14 protein-coding genes are annotated in these 19,735 nt (G+C 71.5%); 10 read left to right on the top strand and 4 right to left on the bottom strand.

Features of this window, described 5'->3' with window-relative positions; translation table 11 throughout:
• Window positions 1-3: 3 nt before the first annotated feature.
• From ABGB14_RS30005 to ABGB14_RS29985, 5 genes are all read left to right on the top strand, one after another.
• Window positions 4-945 carry a glycosyltransferase family 2 protein gene (locus ABGB14_RS30005; protein WP_347647179.1) on the top strand — a complete coding sequence of 314 codons (942 nt, stop codon included), beginning with the start codon at window positions 4-6 and terminating at the stop codon, window positions 943-945.
• On the top strand, window positions 942-1,745 hold the full coding sequence (locus ABGB14_RS30000) for a polysaccharide deacetylase family protein (RefSeq protein ID WP_347647178.1): 804 nt from the start codon (window positions 942-944) through the stop codon (window positions 1,743-1,745). Before ABGB14_RS30005 ends, ABGB14_RS30000 begins: the two co-directional genes overlap by 4 nt.
• Entirely contained in the window at window positions 1,738-3,054 is a 1,317-nt protein-coding gene (locus tag ABGB14_RS29995; protein WP_347647177.1) for a hypothetical protein, read from the top strand. The genes ABGB14_RS30000 and ABGB14_RS29995 overlap by 8 nt, the downstream gene beginning before the upstream one ends.
• Window positions 3,055-4,001: 947 nt before the next feature.
• Entirely contained in the window at window positions 4,002-6,230 is a 2,229-nt protein-coding gene (locus tag ABGB14_RS29990; RefSeq protein WP_347647176.1) for a hypothetical protein, read from the top strand.
• A 41-nt stretch (window positions 6,231-6,271) separates the two neighbouring features.
• Entirely contained in the window at window positions 6,272-7,504 is a 1,233-nt protein-coding gene (locus tag ABGB14_RS29985; protein WP_347647175.1) for a DUF418 domain-containing protein, read from the top strand.
• A gap of 18 nt (window positions 7,505-7,522) precedes the next feature.
• Here the strand turns inward: ABGB14_RS29985 and ABGB14_RS29980 are convergent, their stop codons facing one another.
• The 3 genes from ABGB14_RS29980 to ABGB14_RS29970 form a co-directional block, all read right to left on the bottom strand.
• On the bottom strand, window positions 7,523-8,908 hold the full coding sequence (locus ABGB14_RS29980) for a xylan 1,4-beta-xylosidase (RefSeq protein ID WP_347647174.1): 1,386 nt from the start codon (window positions 8,906-8,908) through the stop codon (window positions 7,523-7,525).
• 107 nt (window positions 8,909-9,015) lie between these two features.
• A complete protein-coding gene (locus tag ABGB14_RS29975) occupies window positions 9,016-9,768 on the bottom strand; it encodes an SDR family NAD(P)-dependent oxidoreductase (protein ID WP_347647173.1) in 753 nt (250 codons plus the stop codon).
• 88 nt (window positions 9,769-9,856) lie between these two features.
• Window positions 9,857-10,882: a phosphotransferase family protein gene (locus ABGB14_RS29970; protein WP_347647172.1), complete on the bottom strand. Its 1,026-nt coding sequence runs from the start codon at window positions 10,880-10,882 to the stop codon at window positions 9,857-9,859.
• Between the two features lie 157 nt (window positions 10,883-11,039).
• Between ABGB14_RS29970 and ABGB14_RS29965 the strand changes: the two genes are divergently transcribed.
• A complete protein-coding gene (locus ABGB14_RS29965) occupies window positions 11,040-12,122 on the top strand; it encodes a GNAT family N-acetyltransferase (RefSeq protein WP_347647171.1) in 1,083 nt (360 codons plus the stop codon).
• The gene (locus tag ABGB14_RS29960; protein WP_347647170.1) at window positions 12,119-13,252 is read left to right on the top strand and encodes a DegT/DnrJ/EryC1/StrS family aminotransferase; all 1,134 of its coding nucleotides are present in this window, start codon (window positions 12,119-12,121) and stop codon (window positions 13,250-13,252) included. The genes ABGB14_RS29965 and ABGB14_RS29960 overlap by 4 nt, the downstream gene beginning before the upstream one ends.
• Here the strand turns inward: ABGB14_RS29960 and ABGB14_RS29955 are convergent.
• On the bottom strand, window positions 13,233-14,612 hold the full coding sequence (locus ABGB14_RS29955; protein WP_347647263.1) for a PLP-dependent aminotransferase family protein: 1,380 nt from the start codon (window positions 14,610-14,612) through the stop codon (window positions 13,233-13,235). The genes ABGB14_RS29960 and ABGB14_RS29955 overlap by 20 nt on opposite strands.
• 150 nt (window positions 14,613-14,762) lie before the next feature.
• On the opposite strand from ABGB14_RS29955, the gene ABGB14_RS29950 reads away from it, so the two are divergent.
• The 3 genes from ABGB14_RS29950 to ABGB14_RS29940 all read left to right on the top strand — a co-directional run bounded on the left by ABGB14_RS29950 (window position 14,763) and on the right by ABGB14_RS29940 (window position 19,709).
• Window positions 14,763-15,401, top strand: a complete 639-nt coding sequence (locus tag ABGB14_RS29950) for a pyridoxamine 5'-phosphate oxidase family protein (RefSeq protein WP_347647169.1) — start codon at window positions 14,763-14,765, stop codon at window positions 15,399-15,401.
• A gap of 83 nt (window positions 15,402-15,484) precedes the next feature.
• A complete protein-coding gene (locus tag ABGB14_RS29945; protein ID WP_347647168.1) occupies window positions 15,485-17,896 on the top strand; it encodes a protein kinase in 2,412 nt (803 codons plus the stop codon).
• Window positions 17,897-18,002: 106 nt separating this feature from the next.
• Window positions 18,003-19,709 (top strand): protein kinase, encoded by a 1,707-nt coding sequence (locus ABGB14_RS29940; RefSeq protein WP_347647167.1) that lies wholly within the window; start codon window positions 18,003-18,005, stop codon window positions 19,707-19,709.
• Window positions 19,710-19,735: the final 26 nt, after the last annotated feature.

Here is a 19,735-nt window from a genome sequence, read left to right as displayed (position 1 = left end):
GTTGTGAACACGTCTGTTGTCATCTGCGTCTACACCGAGGAGCGGTGGGAGGACATCAGGCAGGCAGTCGAGTCGGTCGAGAACCAGACCCGCCCGGCCCACGAGCTGATCCTGGTGGTCGACCACAACCCCGACCTGCACCTCAAGCTCAAGCGCGAATATCCACAGGCCATCGTGGTGGAGAACACGCACGAGCAGGGGTTGTCCGGAGGCAAGAACACCGGGGCGGCCACGGCCAACGGTGAGATCGTCGCGTTCCTCGACGACGACGCCGTCGCCGACACCGGGTGGCTGGAGGCTTTGGAGGAGGGCTTCCAGGAACCCGGCGTGGTGGGCGTGGGCGGTCGCACCGACCCCCTGTGGGCGTCCGGCAGGCGGCCGCGGTGGTTCCCGTACGAGTTCGACTGGACGGTCGGCTGCACCTACCGCGGCATGCCCGCGGTCAGGGCGCCGATCCGCAACGTGATGGGCGGCAACGCCGCCTTCCTGCGCGACGTCGTGTCCGAGGTGGGCGGCTTCCACAGCGGCATCGGGCGCAGCGTCCAGGGGCGCAAGTCGCGGCCGCTGGGCTGCGAGGAGACCGAGTTCTGCATCCGGCTCACCCAGCGCAAGCCCGGCTCCGTCATGCTGTTCGAGCCGCGCGCGGTGATCGGGCACAAGGTGTCGAAGCAGCGCGAGGGCTTCGCCTACTTCCGGTCCAGGTGCTACGCGGAGGGCCTGTCGAAGGCCCTGGTGACGCAGGAGGTCGGCACCCAGGACGGGCTCGCCAGCGAGCGGGCGCACGCGATCAAGACGCTGCCGCTCGGCGCGCTGCGCGGCGTGGGCGAGGCCCTGCGGGGCGACCTGGGCGGGCTCGGCCGGGCCGCCGCGATCGTGATCGGGCTGGCCTGGACAACCTGGGGATACGTGGTGGGCACGGCACGGCTGAAGGTGGCACGCTCATGATCCGCGTCCCGATCCTGATGTACCACTCGGTCACCGACAGCCCCAACGACGACACCAGGCCGCACGCGGTGCGGCCCTCCGACCTGGCCGAGCAGCTGGCCTACCTGTCGGAGAGCGGCTTCACCCCGCTCACGCTGGGCGACCTGGTGGCCTCGCTCAACAAGAACAACGGCCGCTCGATGCCCGACAAGCCGGTCGTCGTGACCTTCGACGACGGCTACGCCGACTTCCACAGCCACGCGCTTCCACTGCTCGAACGCTACAACTTCCCCGCCACGGTCTTCCTGACCAGCGGCTGGGTGTCCGACGCGGGCGACGACGCGGCGGGCAGGCCGCTGGACGACATGTTGTCCTGGGGCCAGGCCCGCGAGGCCGCGCAGACCGGCATCGAGATCGGCGGCCACAGCCACAGCCACCCCCAGCTCGACCAGCTCCGCACCGAGGACCTCCGGCAGGAGCTGCGCAGGAACAAGGGCCTGCTGGAGGAGAAGATCGGCGCGCCGGTCGCCACCATGGCCTACCCCTACGGCTACTCCAGCGCCCGCGTACGCCGCGAGGTGCGCAAGGCCGGCTACTTCGCCGCCTGCGCCGTCAGCAACACGATCGCCGCGGACCGGCACGACATGCTGGCCATCCCCCGGTTGACGGTCGGCAAGGGCACGACCATCAACATGTTCAAGCGCGCCGTCGAAGGCACCGCCGTACCTCTCATCTACATGCGCGAGCGCATCCTCACCAAGGGCTACGCCGTCGTGCGCAGGACGAGGTACGGGCTGCAACGGGTGCGCGGCAATGTCTAGGGTCTGGGGACGGATCCTCGTCGACCTGCGCAACCCGCTGTTCCGGCAGGGTTACGCGCTCATGGCGAACACCGTCATCACCGGCGTGCTCGGCATGGGCTACTGGCTGCTGGCCGCCCACTACTACACCCCCGACGAGTTCGGCCGCGGCCAGGCGGTGATCACGGCGATGCGGTTGTTCGCGTCGCTGGTCGCGCTCGGGTTCGTCGGAGCGCTCGCCCGCTACCTGCCGGTGGCCGGCCGCCGCACGCCCGAGCTCATCCTGCGCGGGTACGGCCTGGCCGCCGCCACGGGCGGGGTCGCCGCTGTCGGCTTCCTGCTGACGCTCCCCCTGTGGGGCGAGACCTATTCGGTGCTGGCCGGGTTCGGGCCGGGGCTGTTCTTCCTGGCGTCCGTGGTGGTGTGGGCGGTGTTCACCCTCCAGGACGTCGTGCTGACCGGCCTGCGCAGAGCCCCGTTCGTACCGCTGAACAACCTGGTCTTCGGCCTGGTCAAGATGGGGCTGCTGGTCGCCCTCGCCGGCGCGCTGCCCTCCGGCGGCATCTTCGTCTCCTGGGTCGTCCCGACCGCCCTCGCACTGATCCCGATCAACTTCCTGATCTTCGGCGTCGTGGTGCCGCGGCACACCAGGCAGGCCGGCGCGGAGCTGCAGCCTCCTCGTCTGCGCGAAATTGGAAGGTTCCTGGCGGGTGACTTCCCCGGGACGCTGTCCATCCTGGCCATCGTCTACCTGGTGCCCGTGGTGATCGCCACCCAGGTGGGCGAGGCCACGTTCGGGCGTTTCTCGATGGCGCACACCCTGGCCAGCATGATCGAGCTGCTGGCCATGAACATGGCGGTGTCGCTGACCGTCGAGGGCGCGTTCGACCGGTCCCAGCTGGCCGAGAACTGCCGGCGGGCGTTGCGGCGCGCCTTCATGATCGTCGTTCCGATCATCGCGGTGGCGATCGCCGGGGCGCCGCTCATCCTGACCATCTTCGGGCCCGCCTTCGCCGAGGAGGGCACGACGCTGCTGCGGCTCATGGCGCTCGCCGTACTGCCCCGGGTGCTGATCGAGGTCTATCTGAGCGCGCTGCGCGCCCAGAGCAGGGCGCGCACGCTGGCCGTCGTCCAGATCGGGCTGGCCGTCCTGGTGCTGGTGTCCACGTGCGTGCTGTTCCCCTTCGCCGGAGTGAACGCGGTGGGATACGGTCTGCTGGCCAGCGAGCTCCTCGTTGCGCTGTTGATCTTCGGAAATCTGCGTAAGATTCTCGGATTCGGCGATACAGGTCGACCGGCTGTCACTCAGGGGTCGTCCGGGACCGCATGATGGTCAACGCGAGGCAACGGGACAGCAATGGCGTGACACCGGGGACCACGGGCTCCCAGGATGCGCGCGGGGACAAGGAGGACTCAGACGTGCCCTTCGATCCGGAAGCTACCGGGATCATCCCGAAGCTGACGTTCGAGCCCCCTGGTGAGGGCTCCGGCACGTCTGAGGAGACCGAGGCGGAAGCCGCGGAGAGCGCCGCCGAGCCCGGCTCCGAGCGCACCACGGCCATCCGCCTCCCGGTGACACCTCCGCCAGGGAAGGGCGACGCGGGCTCCTCACCGGAGACCGCCCCGACCAGCCCCGGGCTCCGCCCGCCACCCGCCGCCGACGCCCAGCCACCCGGCGGCTCCCAACCGTCCGGCAAGTCGCAACCCTCCGGTTCGCAGCCGTCCGGCGGATCGCAGTCGTCGGGCGGTTCCCGACCCTCCGGTGGAACGAAGCCCGCCACCGGCCCAGGACCGTCCGAGGAGAAGCCTTCCAGCGGCACCCAGCCGACCGCAGCCGCACCGGGCACCGGTACGTCACCAGGTGCCGGTAAGCCGCAGGCTGCCGGCGGGACGAAACCGGCGGGAGGCGGGCAGGCGGGTGTGCCTCCGCAACCGGCCGGTAAGGCCGAGCCGGGAGCTCGCGGCGGAAACCCGGGTAGCGCAGCGCCGCCCGCCACAGACAGCCCTCACACCGGGAACCCGAACACCGCAGCGCCGCCGGCCACGACCCCGGCCACGGGAAGCCCTCACGCCGGAAATGTGAACCTCGGAGCGCCACCCACAGCGGCAACCCCACACGGCGGGAACCCGAACACCGGAGCGCCGCCCGCAACGGGGAGTCCTCATGTCGGAGGGCCCGTCGGTCGAGGACCCGCCGGTGGAGGGCCCGCCGGTGGAGGGCCCGCCGGTGGAGGACCCGCCGGCAGGGCGCACGTCGGGGGGCCGCCGTACGGGCGCGTGGGTGTGGTGCAGGAGGCGCTGCCGCAGGGTCCGGCCGGAGGGCCGGTCGCGCGGCGGGCGCCGGCGCGACCGCAGTCGCTGAAAGCCCGGGTCAGCGCGCTGATCGCCAGCGCGCCCCGGTGGTTGCCCGTGCTGCTGGTCCTCGAGGGCCTGCTCATGTTCGTGCTCGCCGTCAAGGTGTCCCCGGGGCCGCTGCGGGGTGTGGACCCGGCTGACATCGACGGTCTCGGGCTGATCTCGGCGCTCCCGGTCACCGCGTTCCTGGCGATCCTGATCATGCTCGTGTCGTTCTTCGTCACGGTCGCCCAGAGCACCGACCGCAAGTTCCTGCTGCTGTTCCAGATCGCCGCGATCGCGTTCGCCCTGCACGGCGTGGGGTCGCTCGTGGCGAGCGAGCCGCGTTTCCCGACGGCGTACATCCATGCCGGTTTCGTGGAGTTCATCAGCAGGACGGGCGAGACGGCGATCGGCATCGACGCCCGCATGGGCTGGCCGGGCTTCTTCGCGTTGTTCGCGTTCGTGACGAAGGCCGCCGGCATCAGCGACATGACGACGATCCTGCAGTGGACGCCGCTCCTGTCGAACCTGCTGTACCTGCTGCCGTTCGTGCTGATCCTGCGCCAGGTGGTGGCGACCACGCGGGCGCGGTGGTTCGCGGCGCTGCTGTTCGTGCTGGTGCAGTGGATCGGGCAGGACTACTTCTCGCCCCAGGGCTTCACGTTCGCCCTGTATCTGGCGTACGTGGCGATCCTGCTGCGATGGTTCGGGCGGGTCGAGCCGCGGACCAGGCCGATCGCCCCGAAGGGCCTGCGCAAGCTGCTCGGCAGGCTGGACGCGATGACGCCGGGCGAGCTGGCCAACACCGGCACCTACCGGGCCGACAAGCTGCTCATGCTGATGATGTTGATGGCGCTGTTCATCGCGTCGGTGGCCTCGCACCAGATCACCCCGTTCATGATGCTCGGCGTGCTGACGGCGTTCCTGCTGGTGAAGCGGACCTCGCTGACGTGGGGGCTGCCGTTCTTCCTCGGGCTCGTGGTGGCGGCCTGGATCAGCTACATGACGGTGGGCTTCTGGGCGAGCCAGATCGACACGATCTTCGGTGGCCTGGGCAACGTCCTGTCCAACCTGCGCAGCAACACCGGCGACCGGATCGAGGGCACCGACCCCGCCCACGCGATGGTGTTGCAGGCCCGGCTCGGCATCCTGGTGGTGATCCTCGGGCTGGCGGCGGCCGGGTTGTTCCGGCGGCTGCGGCGGGGGGTGTTCGACAGGTCGGCGCTGATCCTGCTCTGCGTTCCCGTGCTGGCGCTGGGGCTGCAGAGCTACGGCGGCGAGATCGGGCTGCGCATCTACATGTTCGCGCTGCCCGGCGCGTGCCTGCTGGCCGCGTACGCGTTCTTCCCCAACCTGCCGGCCGACAGCGCCGACGTGCGCGAGGAGACCGTGCCGCTGCGCAAGCGGAACGTGCGCTTCAACCCCGAGCTGACCAGGAAGATCTCGGTCGTGCTCGCGGCGTGCTTCGCGGTGTTGTTCGCGATGGCGTTCCTGCTGGCGAGGTACGGCAACGAGAAGTTCGAGCGGGTCACCACCGGCGAGGTGGCGGCCCTGCACTACGTCTACGACCACGACAAGCCCAGCGCGCGGGTGCTCTATCTGGTGCCCAAGCTGGGGCCGGAGGTCACGCCGACCCTGCCGTGGGGCGAGCGCGACGTCGAGCGGGTCAGCTTCAACGTGCAGGCGCTCGTGCACAAGGATCCGACGAAGATCGCCGACGCGGTCAAGGCGTTGCAGGAGCAGCCGCGTAACTCGTACCTGATGGTGAGCACCGGCCAGGTGAGCTACCTGCAGCTGAACGAGGGTTATCCGGCGGACTGGGGGGCCAAGTTCCGTGCGGCGCTGGACACCTCGCCCAGCCTGAAACGGGTGTTCTCCAACGAGGACGCGGCGCTCTACACCTGGAAGAAGTTCGTCAGGGGGACGGAGATCCCCGAACCGAACTCCTACAAGAGCCGCGGCGACCCCACCTCGCCGTGGACGCCGGTCGGCATCGGGGCTCTGATCGTGACGTGGGTGGCGCTGCTCGGCTACGAGATCATCCGCCTGAACGGTCCCAACCGGGCGCGCAAGACGCGCAAACGCCTGTTGTTCCTGGCGGTCCCGGCGTTCGTGGTGGCCATCGCGGTCATCATCGAACGGTTCATTTACATCGCACAAAATAACTGAATTCCCAGGAAACTCTCAGGTTCTACGGGATGATGCCCTCAATGAGGGCACAGAGGGCACTTCCCGTAGAACCGGACGCACGTACCGCTGCCGCACGGATCGTCTCCGTCGACGCGTTGCGGGGCTTCTCGCTCCTGGGCATCCTCGTCGTCAACATCGCCTTCCTGGCCTCCGGATACCGGATGGCCGGGATGGCGGAGCCCGCCTTCGGCTCGCCGTCCGACTGGGCCGTGCGATGGTTCGTGACGATGTTCGCGGAGAACAAGTTCTACCTGCTGTTCTCGTTCCTGTTCGGCTACAGCTTCACGCTCCAGCTCGACTCGGCGGCGCGGCAGGGGCGCGCGTTCCGGCCGATGTTCCTGCGGCGGCTGGCCGGGCTGCTCCTGATCGGGCTGGCGCACGCCGTGCTGCTGTTCCCCGGGGACATCCTGACGACGTACGCCGTGGTGGGCCTGGCCCTGCTGTTCCTCCACCGGATCAGGCCCAGGACTGCCGTGCTGCTGGCCGTCGCGCTGACGGCGGTGCTGGCGCTCGGCTTCGTGCTGGCGGCCGTGCTGGCCACGCTGGGGCTGGATCTGTCGGGCACGATGACGGACGGCGCGGCCGAAGCCGCCAGGTCGGACGCGGCGCTGAGCGGGGGTTTCTGGCAGATCGTGTCGGAGCACCTGAGGAAGCTGTCGCTGATCACCGTGCTGCGCGTCCTGTTCCAGGGGCCGGCGGTGCTGGCCGCGTGCCTGCTCGGGCTGGCGGCCGGCAAGTCAGGCGCCCTGCGCGACCTGTCCGCGCACGCGACAACGCTGCGCAGGCTGCAGTGGACGGGCTTCACGGCCGGTCTTGCGGGGGCGTCCTTCGCCGCGCTGGCCGCCTGGACCGGCGTGGTGCACAAGTTCTGGGGCGAGGCGGTGGACCTGGCGACGGCGCCGCTGCTGGCGGCCGCGTACGCGGCGACGTTCCTGCGGCTGCTGCCGCGCGTGCCGCGCATCGGGCGAGCCCTGGCCGCGCCCGGCCGGATGGCGCTGTCCAACTACCTGGCGCAGTCGCTGATCTGCGCGCTGATCTTCACGGGGTACGGGCTGGCGCTCGTGGACCGGGTCAGCCCGCCGATGGAGCTGCTGATCGCCGCGGGCGTCTTCGCCGCCCAGGTCGTCTACAGCCGGTGGTGGCTCGGCGGGCATGGGTACGGGCCGGTGGAGTGGCTGCTGCGTTACCTGACGTACGGGACCAGGCCGGCCCGCCCGATCGGAGCAAGCCGTCGCCTTCCCGGTCGCCGATGAGGAACCCGGCAGGCATGCTCACATGCCTCTGCCGGACCACCTGATCTCGTACGGCCGCAGGGTGACCTGCCTGCCGTCGACGGTCGCGGTGACGTCCTCGCCGGACGTGTTCACCATGACGCTCTGGCGCTGCTGGGCGATGGCTCTGATCCGCTGGTCGGAGGTCCTGACCTTGGAGACCTCGACCCCGGCGGGGAACCACTTGGCGAACCCGCTCAGCAGGCCGGCCATCGGCATCTCGCCGCCCACCTTCGGCGCCCACAGGCAGCCGGGGCACTCGCCTTCGTCCTTCATCTGCGGGTTCCAGTAGAGCGCCGTGGTGACGCCGCTGGTGGCGAACTCCATCAGTGCCGTCGCCTGCACCGCGGTGCGCTGTTCCTCCGTCCATCCGGAGTTCTCCGGCTCGACGTACCACTCCGCCCACCACACCGGCAGATCGCCGCTCTTCTGCCGCAGCCACGAGGTGATGGCCCCGAACTTGGCCTGGGCGGCGAAGTCGTTGGGGACGTTGCCCTTGTCGTTGGTCATCGACGCGCCGTCGACCACGATGAAGTCGGCGCCCTGCTTGTGGTCGATCCAGTGCTGGACCGCGTCGAGCGCGCGCTGGTCGACGGACCCCCAGGAGCCGCTGAGCTCGGAGGGCTCCTGGCTCCTCGCGTTGCTCTCGATCGGGATGTACGGCCCGCCGATCTTGATGTCGCTGTTCACCTTCTTCAAGGCCGTGTAGACCTTGTTGTACAGCTCGGTGTATCCCTTGGCGTCCCACTTATTGGTGGCCGGATCCCAGAAGCCCTTGAACTCGTTCCAGACCATGTAGTGCTTGACGGTCGGATACTGCTTGGCGACCCTGACGGCGAGCTTGGCGAAGTCGTCGAAATGCTCGGGTTCGGGGGCGACGGTGTGGTTCTTGCTCCAGTCTGTACGCCCGGCCTTACCGCCCTTCATCCAGTCGGGCGCGCAGCACAACGTGATCACCGGTAGCCCTCGCGACGACGACATGAAGGTCAGCCGCCGGTCGAGGTCGCCGAAGTTGAACTGTCCCGGGCTCGGCTCGGGGTTGCCGACGCCCCAGCCCATGATGTGCTGGTTCTGCACCATGGGCACCCGGCCGAGCACGCCCCTGGCCTGCTCGAGGACGTGTTCCGGCTCGTTGTCTGCGCTGAACTGCGTGTGCGTGACGCCCCAGCGCGGCCAGTTGGGCAGCGCGGGCGGCTCCTCCAGCCGGGGGGCCGGCTCCGTGGGCACCCTCGTGGCGACCTGACCGTCGAAGTCGCTGCGCCCCTGCGACCTGAGCGAGGCGTAGACCATGATGCCCGCCACGAGGACGACCGCGAGGATGCCGGCTCCAAGGGCTATGGGCCAGGGCGATCGTCGGCGCGCATGACGGCCATCGGTCGGGATCACTGAACGCTCCTCATTCCTCACGAGTCCACAAGAGGACGAACATACAGAAAGGCTGGGCGTAGGCCAGCCTTAATGACACTATGCGTCCCACTTGTAGATCGCGTACCTCAATCCACACGTGGTGGCCGCTGGCCGCCCGCGGGGCCGGGGACCCCGGCATAACGGTACGGCACCGGCTGCCTACCAGGCTGGACGATGAGGAGGGTGCCCGGGGTTTCCGCGTAGAAGGCGGACTCGACGGCGGCGGCCACGTCGCCGGCGGTGAGCAGCGGGAAGCCCGCGTTGACGAACACCTCGCGTGACTCCGCGACCAGCGGCGTGTCGGTGAAGCCGGGGCACACGGCGCCGATGCGGATGTTCTGGGCGGCCAGCGGCTCGGCCAGCGCCCTGACCAGGCCGACGACGGCGTGCTTGGTCATCGTGTAGACGGGGTCGCCGGAGAAGGCCACGAGCCCGGCCAGCGACGAGGTGGCCACGATGGCGCCGCCGCCGGAACGGGCGAGGAGCGGGACGCTGGCCCGGACACCGAAGACGACGCCGTCCACGTTCACGCCGACCACCTGGCGGTAGCGCTCGACGTCGAAGTCGGCCAGGTCCACCCGCCCGCTGACGCCGGCGTTGAGGTGGACCAGGTCGAGCCGGCCGTACCGCTGCTCGGCCAGCGCGACGGCGTCGAGCGAGGCCTGCTCCTCGCTGACGTCGGCGGCCAGCCACGCGCCGTCGACCTCCTTGCCCAGCCGTTCCACGCCCTCGCCGTCGCGGTCGACGAGCACGCATTTGACCCCGCCGGCCGAGAGCCGGCGTGCCACGGCGGCTCCTATGCCGCTGGCCGCTCCGGTGATCAGTGCAACTGTGCTCATGGCGCTCCTTGCGGGGTCGGCCCGGGGTCCAGGCTGGTCGAGCGTCTCGGCCGCGGTCGAGTGCCGGTCGTTCGCCGGCCGAGCTTCTTCAGTGCTGGTCGAGCATGCGGTGGGCGCGGGCGATCAGCGTGGGTACGGCGGAGCCGATGTGGTCGAATCCCTCTCCCACGGTCTTACCTTGCCGGAAGCGGGCGTGGATACCCTCCACGATGACCGCCAGCTTGAAGTTACCGAAAGCTACATAGAACCCAAGATCCGAAATATCCCGACCTGATGTTTTGATGTAGTGGCTCGCGAACTCGGCGGCGTTCATGAACCCGGGCGCCACCGTCACGTCGCCCGCCACCGGGATCCCCGCCCGCTCGTCGTCCCCCGCGTCGTGCCAGTACGTCAGCGTGAGCCCCAGGTCGGCCAGCGGGTCGCCGAGGGTGGACATCTCCCAGTCGACCACGGCCGCGATCTCGAGCTCCCCCAGCCTGATCAGCGTGTTGTCGAGCCGGTAGTCGCCGTGCACCAGCGTGCCGGCGGACTCGGCGGGCAAGCGCTCCCGCAGCCGGCCGACGAGCCGGTGGTATTCCGGCGACTCCGACGTCTTCGACCGCTCCCACTGCTGGCACCACCGGTCGAGCTGCCTGGCCATGTAGCCCTCCGGCCGCCCGAAGTCCGCGAGCCCGACGGCGCGGTAGTCGACGGCGTGGATGGCCGCCAGCACCTCGGCCAGCCGCTCCGACAGCCGCCGCGCCTGCTCAGGCGTGTGGTGGCCGAGCTCTTCCCTGGTCCGTACGGCGGCGCCGGCCACGTACTCCATGAGGTAGAACGGCGCCCCGATCACGTCCTCGTCGCCGCAGAACGCGACAGGACCCGGCACCGGCACGGGCGTCGGCGCGAGGGCGGAGATGACCCGGAACTCGCGCCGCATGTCGTGGGCGGTGGGCAGCACATGGCCGAGCGGCGGCCGGCGCAGCACCAGCCGGCGCTCGCGGGCCTCGACCAGATACGTCAGGTTCGACCGCCCACCCGAGATCAGCGAGACGGACAGGGGCTCGCCCGCGTCGGGCACGTTACGGCCCATCCACGCGACCAGGCTGGGGTGGTCGATGCCAGGTACGGTCATGAACACACATTAGAACCTCATTCTGTGCTGAATGCCAGCTGGGAGTTGCGTAACGTTCCAGACCAGCGGCGATGTGCATGGCGCGAGATCCTTTACCCTGGGGAGTACACGTCTGCCCAGACGCTGGACACAGAGTGGCTGCACACAGTAGGAGCCCATGCGCGTCACCCTTGCCCTGCCTCGTGAGCTGGGAGAGCCCGAGATCGATCGGTGGCGGAGCCTGCAGGAGCCCGGCACCGTCTTCGACAACCCGTTCCTGTCGCCCGAGTTCACGATCACGGTGGGCGAGGTCCGCGATGTCGTCCGCGTGGCCGTGCTTCACGACGGTCCGGAGATCGTCGGGTTCTTCCCCTTCGAGCGGCATCCGCTGGGCATCGGCAAGCCGGTCGCCGCCGGGCTCACCGACGCGCAGGGCATCGTCCACGTCAAGGGCCTCGACCTCGATCCCCGCCGGCTGATCAGGGACTGCGGGCTGTCGGTCTACGAGTTCGACCACCTGGTGGCCGGGCAGCCGTTGCTGGAACCCCGGCACGAGCGGCACCCGTCACCGATCATCGACCTGAGCGACGGCTACGACCGCTACACCGAGTTCCTGAGGCAGCACTCCGGCAAGACGTACAAATCAACCCTGGCCAAGGCGCGCAAGCTGGAGCGCGAGGTCGGGAAGATCCGCCACGACTACGCGAGCGCCGACGTGGCGCCGCTGCGCACGCTGCTCGGCTGGAAGACCGACCAGTACCGCCGCACGGGCCGCACCGACCGGTTCTCCCAGCGGTGGATCGTGGAGCTGGTCGAGCGGCTGCTGGCCACCCGGTCGGAGAGCTTCGCCGGGGTGCTCGACATGGTCCACGCCGACGACCAGCCGGTGGCCGGGCACTTCGGGCTGCGCACCGGCACCGCGCTGGTCGGCTGGTTCCCCGCCTACGACCCCCGCTTCGCGAAATACTCCCCCGGCCTCATCCACCATCTCGCGATGGCCGAGCGCGCCGCCGAGGCCGGCATCCGCGTCATCGACATGGGCCGGGGCCAGAAGGAGTACAAAGACAAGCTCAAGACCGGCGAGCTGCAGGTGGCCGAGGGCCGGGTGGCCAGGGTCGGCGCCGCGGCGGGGCTGCACTGGATGGTGCGGGTGCCCGCGCGCAAGACGCGCGCCACGGTGATGGCCAACCCGATCTTGCTCAAGACGGCCGACAAAGCGTTGAAAACGTATGGAAAGCTGCGTACTGTCCTACAAGGATGAAGGCAATCGCAGAGCGCACAGGCCGTCACTGTCTGTCGCTTCCGTCCAACCGGTTAGGCCTCTACCTGGCGTTACGCCACTGGTGCCGGCCCGGCCAGCGGCTGCTCATGTCGCCCATCTCCGCCGACGAGATCCTGTTCCTGGTGCTGGCCGCCGGGCTGCGGCCGGTGATCGCGCCGCTCTCCCCCCGTGACGGCAACATCGACGTCACCCGGGTGGACCTCGACGGCGTGGACGCGGTCCTGACCACCAACCTGTACGGCCTGCCCGACCGCGTCCCAGCCCTCACCGGCAAGATCCTCATCGAGGACGTGGCCCACGCCCTGGACAGCCACGTCGACGGCCGGCCGCTGGGAACGTTCGGCCAGGCGGGCGTCTTCAGCCTCTCCAAACACGCCGGGGCCGGCTCGGGCGGCGTGCTCGCCGTCGAGAGCGTGTCGGACATGAGGGCGCTGGCCCGCGCCCGCGACGAGCTGCTGGCCCCCGGCTCGCTGCGCGCCGACCTGATGAGCGTGGCCACGTCCATGGCCCGCCAGGCGGCGCTCCGGTCCAACCTCGTACGCCCCGCGCTCGCCCTCTCCAGGGCCCTCGGCCTGCACGAGTCGCGCGAGGGTTACCGGATCCCGCTCGACCCCGACGGGCTGCGGGCGGCGCTCAAGCAGGCGCCCGCGCTGCCGCCCTTCGACCCCTGGGTCCGCGCCGACCTGCACGACTACCGCCGTCACCGGGGCCGGCTCGTCCGCTGGTACCGGTCAAGGCGGCTGGCCCAGGTGCCCAGGACGCGGGCTCGCCGCCTGGCGGGCGTTCGGCGGCTGGCCGAGCTGCCCACGGTCGCTCCCGCCGTGCGCGACAACCTGGACCAGCCGTTGTTCCGCGTGCCGCTGCTCGTCCGCGACAGGGACGCGGCCATCGCCGAGCTGGAGTGGCACGGGGTGGCGACGGGCTACCTGTATGACCCGCCGTACGACGACTACGCGCCCGGCTACGCCGAGGCGTCACCGCACCCCGCCCCGGCGCGCTGGTGGGCCGGGCACGTGCTGCCCGTCGACCCGCTGTACGCCGCCCGCGCCCTGCCCGCCCTGCGCCGTCTGGAGCCCCCGGAGGGCCCCGTCAGCCGGTCGCCCGCCTGATCAGGCCGGCCAGGATGTGGCAGCCGCGCCGGACGTCGGCGAGCGAGGCGGAGCCGTACCCGATCACCAGGCCGTGCAGGCGGGGACGGCCGTGGTGGTGGTGCTCGATGGAGTCGAGCAGGATGCCGTGTTCCCTGGCCCGCGCGACGACCGCGGGCGCGACGGTCTCGGGCAGCTCGGCCAGCACGTGCAGCCCCGCCGTGTCGCCCCGCAGCCTGCAGACGGGCCCGAGCAGGTCGACGACCAGCGCCCGGCGGCGCGCGTATTCCAGGCGCATCCTGCGCAGGTGCCGGTCGAGGTCGCCGCGCTCCAGCAGGGTGGCGACGGCCTGCTGCACGGGACCGCTGGTGCGGTCGGCCACCGTGTGGCGCAGCCCCGCGATCCGCTCGACGAGCGCGGGGTCGCCGACCAGCCAGCCCACCCCGACGTCAGGGGCGAGGATCTTGGACAGCGTGCCCAGGAGCACCACCCGCGCGGGGTCGAGGCCGTAGAGGGCGGGCAGCGGGGCGACGTCGTAGCGGAACTCGGCGTCGTAGTCGTCCTCGACGATCGTCGCGCCGGTGCTCCTGGCCCAGGCCAGCAGGCGTTCCCTGCGCGGGATCGGCAGCCTGCCGCCCAGCGGATACTGGTGGGCGGGCGTGGTGTAGAGCACGCGCAGGTCGCGCGGGAGCCTGTCGACGACGACGCCGTCGGCGTCCACCGGGCACGGCACCACCTCCGCGCCCCTGGCCGCGAAGACCGTGCGCGCCACGTGATAGCCGGGGTCCTCGACCCCCGCTCTGACGCCCGTGCCGAGCAGCGCCATCGCGCACAGGTCGAGCCCGTTGCCGGTGCCCCGGGTGACCAGGACGTTCTCCGGGCCGACGGCCATCCCTCTGGCGCGGCGCAGATGGTCGGCGAGGAGCTCCCTCAGCCGCGGCAGGCCGTAGGAGTCGGGCGAGCCGCCGGGCGGCAGGTCGGCCGCCTTGCGCCAGGCCCGCTTCCACGCCGCTCTGTCGTAGTCGCGCACCCAGGGCCGGCCCGGCCTGAGGTCGATCCCGCCGTCGATCTCCCTGCCCGGGAGCGGCTCGGCGGGCACGCGCGCCTCCTGTGACGGCCTCTCCTGGGGCGGACGCGGCGTCTCGATGTCGGCCACGTACGTGCCGGAGCCGTGCCGCCCGTCCAGCCAGCCCTCGGCGTAGAGCTGCTGGTACGCCTCGGTGACCACGGTCCTGCTCACCGCCAGCTGCACCGCCAGCGCCCGCGTGGACGGCAACCGCTCCCCCGGCGCCAGGGCGCCGTCCAGCATGGCGCGGCGCAACCAGCCGGCGAGCTGCGCCGTGAGCGGCTCGGCCGAGTCGCGCGACAGGGACACGGGCAGGTCGACGTGGGTGCGGGCGGTAGGCTGCGGCCGACGGCCCGCGGTGGATGGCGCGGTGGATGGCGGAGTGTGCACCGGCGGAAGTGGTCTCTACGAAGGGGCTGATAGTGGCCCTACAGAATAGGTCCACTTCGCCCGTACGGTCGAACCATGCTCTCCACCACTTCGCGCACCACGCTCGGCCGTGCCAAAGAGCGCGGCAGCACCGACAGGAACGATCTCTACGAGGTGCTGGACACCGGGCTGGTCTGCCACCTGGGGGTGGTCGTCGACGGCCACCCCATGGTCGTGCCGACCGGCTACGGGCGCATCGGTGAGACCCTCTACCTGCACGGCTCCACCGGCGCGCGGTCCCTACGGGCCGGTGACGGGAGCGAGGTGTGCGTCACGGTGACCCACCTGGACGGCATCGTGCTCGCCCGCTCGATCTTCAACCACTCCTTCAACTACCGCTCGGCGATCATCTACGGCCGCCCCAGGCTGGTGACCGACCCCGACGAGCGCATGGATGCGCTGCGGGCGCTGTCCGAACAGCTCGCGCCCGGCCAGTGGGACTACGCCCGCCTGCCCTCGCGCAAGGAGCTCGCCGCCACGGCCGTGCTCGCGCTGTCGCTGGAGGAGGCGTCGGTCAAGATCCGGCGCGGCGCGCCCAAGGACGAACCCGAGGACTACGAGCTGCCCGTGTGGGCCGGGGTGGTGCCCCTGGTCACGTCCCGGGGCGAGCCGGAGCCCGATCCGGTGCTCCCAGAAGGTATCGCCACACCTGTTCACGTCCTCTCCCGTGAGTAGTTCCATAAAGCAGGCGCACCTGGAAAACCTGACTGCTTGATCACGCGTCTCATCAGGTGGGCCGGCCCTGATGGGAGAGGCATATGCAGTGGAGCGCCCCCGGTTACACGGAGATCAAGCAGCTCGGGCAGGGTGCCGGCGGGCGGGTGACGCTGGCCGTCCATGACGAGACGGGCGTCGAGGTCGCCGTCAAATACCTGTCGACGCGGCTGCTGCACGATCCCGCCGCCCTGGCCAGGTTCCAGTCGGAGGCGCGGCTGCTGATCACGTTGCGCGACCCGCACATCGCCACGCTGTGGGAGTACATCCAGGACCTTCACGGCGCGGCCATCGTCATGGAACTGGTCAACGGCGTCTCGCTGCGGGCGCTGTTGCGCGAGAACGGCACGACCGGGCCGGAGGCGGCGCTGGTCGTGCTGAAGGGCTCGCTGCTCGGCCTGGCCAAGGCGCACGCCCTCGGCCTGGTGCACCGGGACTACAAGCCGGAGAACGTGATCGTCCGCGACGACGGGGTGAGCAAGCTCGTCGACTTCGGCATCGCGGTACGCCAGGGCACGGTCGCGCGCACCGAGGGCACACCTCCCTACATGGCGCCCGAGTTGTGGGAGGAGCGGCCCGCCTCCCCCGCCACCGACGTGTACGCGGCCACGGCCGTCTTCTTCGAGTGCCTGACCGGGCACCGTCCGTACCGGTCCACCGAGCCGAGCGTCCTGGGCTACCAGCACCTGTACGCCCCGGTGCCCGCCCACGACGTCACCGAGCCGGTGCGCGGGCTGATCAGCCGTGGCCTGGCCAAGGACCCGGCGCTGCGGCCGGCGAGCGCGTCGGCGTTCGTGGCCGAGGTGGAGGCCACCGCGAGGGCGGCGTACGGGGACGACTGGGAGGAGCGCGGCAGGCGGCGGCTGGCGGCGCTCGTCGCGCTGCTCGCCCTGCTGCTGCCCCGGCCGGAAACGCCCGCCCCCGAGGTCGGCACGTCGCTGGCCAGGACGGTGTTCCGCGGAACGGGCTCGAAAGCGAGCCGCGTGAGGATGCAGCCGGGAGCGGCCCGTGCAAGGGTGCTCCGCGGGATGCGCTCGAAGGCGGCCCGCGTGGTGGTGACCGCCGGCGTGGCGGCGGCGACGGCCGTGACGGTGGCGGTCGTGCTGGTCAACCGGCAGCCGCCACCGGCGCAGATCGGCGCGGCTGCGGCGGTGCCGCCGACGGAGCTCTCGACGGCACCGGTCTCCGGCGGGCCGGAGACGACGCCCGCGACGACCCCGGGGACACCCTCGGAGAGCACGGCCGGCACGCCGCCGGAGGGCACGCCGACGAGGGACGCGAGCACGCCCGAGGAGAGCGGCGCCCCGCCGCGCGCGACCACCGGCCCCGCGCGGACACCCCGCGCCACCACACCGGCACGAACCCCCGGCGCGACCGCGACGCCCGTGACGCCGGTGCGCAGTCCCGGCGCGACCACCACTCCGGTACGGACCCCGGACGCGTCCGGGTCCGCGCCGGGCGGGCCCACCGGCACCTCCACGCCGACGTCCGCACCGGCCACCACGGTGCTGCGGGTCGGCGTGGGCGCTCTCGCGGTGGATGAGAAAGGGGTCGCCCGCGCCACGGTCACGCTGCGCACCAGCGGCACCGCCCCCGTCGTCGCCGTCGCGACCTGGCGGGCCCCCGGCACGGACGGCCATGTCCAGCGCGTACGCCTGAGCGGCGACACGTCGTACACCCGCACGCTCACCTGGGCCATGGGAGAGCGCCCGTGCGGCGGCGCGCTCCGGCTGGCCGTTACCACGTCACCCGCGGCGGCCGGTGGCGCCGGGTCGGGCACGTTCTCCCTGCCGCCCTGCCCGACCGAGGTGACGGGCCTGCGCGTCTCGCTCGGCCTGCCCGCCGCGCCGGGCCGCACCGCGACCGCCCGGCTGCGGGTGAGCGCGAGCGGCACGGCGGAGATCCCCGTACGGGCCGAGTTCGCGGTCAACGGGGACCAGGTCGCCACCCGTTCCGCGAACCTGTCCGGCCGGACCTCGTACGCCCGCTCGCTCGCCCACACCTTCCGGTCACGCCCGTGCGGCGCGACGTTGTCGGTGACCGTGCGCGCGGGCGGCAGGACGGCAGGCGCGCGGGCCCGGGTCCCGTGCCCTCCGGCCGTGCGGCGGGTGTCGGTCCAGCGGGCCGCGGCGTCCGGCGACGGGCTGGCCGCGACGGTCGCGGTGGTCACGTCGGACACCCAGCGGGTACGCCTGGCCGTCTCGTTCGCGGCCGGCGGCGAACGCCTGGGCACCCGGGCGGTCACCCTGTCCGGCGGCACCTCGTACACGAGAACGCTGCGCTTCCCCGCCAAGCTCCGCTGCGGCTCGACGTGGACGGTGACGGCCGCCACCGTGCCCGCGGCGGGCAACGGCGACGCCGGCGCCTCCGGTAGCACGCCGGAATGTCCCAAGGAGGAGCCGGAGGACGAGCCGAGCCAGAGCCCGAGGGCGGAGTCACCCGGCACCATCAGGTGACAAAGCTGACATCTAGCGATATCAGTAGCGGGATTGTGGTTCCCTCTGGTTAAGCTACGGACCGTTTGATGAGGTGGGGGCCCGTACGACTCCGGAGGAGACCGCTATGCATGGTGATGGTCAGTGGGGGGTCCCTGGCTATGCCGCGGTTCGTGAGCTCGGGGCGGGCGCCGCCGGTCGCGTGGTCCTGGCCCGGCGCGACTACGACGGCGCCGAGGTGGCCATCAAATATCTCAGCGACGAGCTCCGCTCCGACGTCGGCTTCGTCGCCCGCTTCCGGCACGAGGCCCGGCTGCTCTCCACGCTGCAGAGCGCCTATCACGCCCGCCTCATCGACTACGTCGAGAGCGGCCAGGGCGCGGCGATCATCATGGAGCTCGTCAACGGGGTCTCCTTGCGCGAGCTCATCCGGTCCGAGGGCCCCACGGGCCCCGAGGCGGCGCTGACCGTGCTCAAGGGCTCGCTCAGGGGCCTGGCCTCGGCCCACGCGATCGGCGTCGTGCACCGCGACTTCAAGCCCGAGAACGTCATGGTCCAGAGCGACGGCACCAGCAAGCTGGTGGACTTCGGCATCGCGGTCAGGACGGGCCAGGGGGCGAGCCCCGCGGGCACGCCCCCGTACATGGCTCCTGAGCAGTGGTCGGGCGCGCCGGCGGGGCCCGCCACCGACGTCTACGCCGCCACCGTCGTCTTCTTCGAGTGCCTGACCGGCTCCCGCCCCTTCCGCGCGGCCAACGTGGCCGCGCTGGCCCACCAGCACCAGCGCGCCACCCCGCCGGTCGGCGACGTGCCCGAGCACCTGCGCGGCCTGGTCGAACGCGGCCTCGCCAAGGATCCGGCCGCGCGCCCGTCGTCGGCCGAGGCGTTCCTGGCCGAGCTGGAGACCGTCGCGGCCGGGGCGTACGGCCCCGACTGGGAAGAGCGCGGACGCCGCCGCCTGGCCGCCCTGGCCGGCATGCTGGTGCTGTTCTTCCCGACCGGGCTCGACGAGCCGGCCGAGACGGGCACGACGGTGGTCGAGACCCGCTTCCGCGACCCGTCGCGCCTCCTTCGCACGCTTCCCGCCAAGCTCGCCATCGGCGCCACCGCCGCCGTCGTGCTGGTCGCCGCGATCGTGCTCCTCGTCAACGCGGCCGAGGACAAACCCGTGTTGCAGGCGCAGCTCACCCTGGTCACGCCGGCCACGACCGAGCCGGGGGCACCGGAGCCCCCGATGACGGATGAGGAGCCGCCCTCACCGGAGGGGACCAGCCGTACGCCGGACGCCACGCCGTCCACGCCGGCTCCCACCGTGAGCGGCACGGCGCCAACCGCCCCGCCCAGCAACCGCCCGGCCACGCGGACGCGCACCCCGAAGCCCCGGCCCACGCCGACCCGGGTCAGGACTCCCCGCCAGAACAGGAAGCCGACCGCGACCCCGACCCCGACGCCGACCCCCGAGCGGCCGCGGCTCAGCGGCGACGTCCACGTGCCCGACGGTGACCGGCCGCCGTCGACGTCGCCCGACCCCACCCCGACGTCCGCGCCCACCTTCACCATCCCGACGAACCGGCCGACCGAGCCCACGCAACCGCCCGCCTCCGACGGGCCGGAAGGCGAGCAGCCGCCGGGGCCCGGGACACCGCCGCGCAGCGAGCCGGGAGACGACCGGCCCGCCGGTGACCTGCCGACCGCCGGGGAGCAGCCCCGGCAGGACGCCTCGGGTCAGGCGCAGGCCCTGCTGTTCGCGACCGGACTCGTGACGACGGGCACGCTTCCGGTCACACTTGCGGTGCGGCGCCGCACCCCGCGACGCCACGGAGGCAGGCGCTAGACACTCACAGGCGGGGGGTAGCGGCG

It is taken from the genome of Nonomuraea sp. B10E15, assembly GCF_039871615.1.
GTDB lineage: Bacteria > Actinomycetota > Actinomycetes > Streptosporangiales > Streptosporangiaceae > Nonomuraea.
This window is presented reverse-complemented; position numbering and strand designations above follow the sequence as displayed.

What these genes read in the sequence shown, in the direction of transcription:
- ABGB14_RS29940 (WP_347647167.1), top strand. Translation starts at nt 18,003, where the DNA reads ATGCATGGTGATGGTCAGTGGGGGGTCCCTGGCTATGCCGCGGTTCGT.
- ABGB14_RS29995 (WP_347647177.1), top strand. Translation starts at nt 1,738, where the DNA reads ATGTCTAGGGTCTGGGGACGGATCCTCGTCGACCTGCGCAACCCGCTG.
- ABGB14_RS29965 (WP_347647171.1), top strand. Translation starts at nt 11,040, where the DNA reads ATGCGCGTCACCCTTGCCCTGCCTCGTGAGCTGGGAGAGCCCGAGATC.
- ABGB14_RS30000 (WP_347647178.1), top strand. Translation starts at nt 942, where the DNA reads ATGATCCGCGTCCCGATCCTGATGTACCACTCGGTCACCGACAGCCCC.
- ABGB14_RS29975 (WP_347647173.1), bottom strand. Translation starts at nt 9,768, where the DNA reads ATGAGCACAGTTGCACTGATCACCGGAGCGGCCAGCGGCATAGGAGCC.
- ABGB14_RS29960 (WP_347647170.1), top strand. Translation starts at nt 12,119, where the DNA reads ATGAAGGCAATCGCAGAGCGCACAGGCCGTCACTGTCTGTCGCTTCCG.
- ABGB14_RS29950 (WP_347647169.1), top strand. Translation starts at nt 14,763, where the DNA reads ATGCTCTCCACCACTTCGCGCACCACGCTCGGCCGTGCCAAAGAGCGC.
- ABGB14_RS29970 (WP_347647172.1), bottom strand. Translation starts at nt 10,882, where the DNA reads ATGACCGTACCTGGCATCGACCACCCCAGCCTGGTCGCGTGGATGGGC.
- ABGB14_RS29945 (WP_347647168.1), top strand. Translation starts at nt 15,485, where the DNA reads ATGCAGTGGAGCGCCCCCGGTTACACGGAGATCAAGCAGCTCGGGCAG.
- ABGB14_RS29985 (WP_347647175.1), top strand. Translation starts at nt 6,272, where the DNA reads ATGAGGGCACAGAGGGCACTTCCCGTAGAACCGGACGCACGTACCGCT.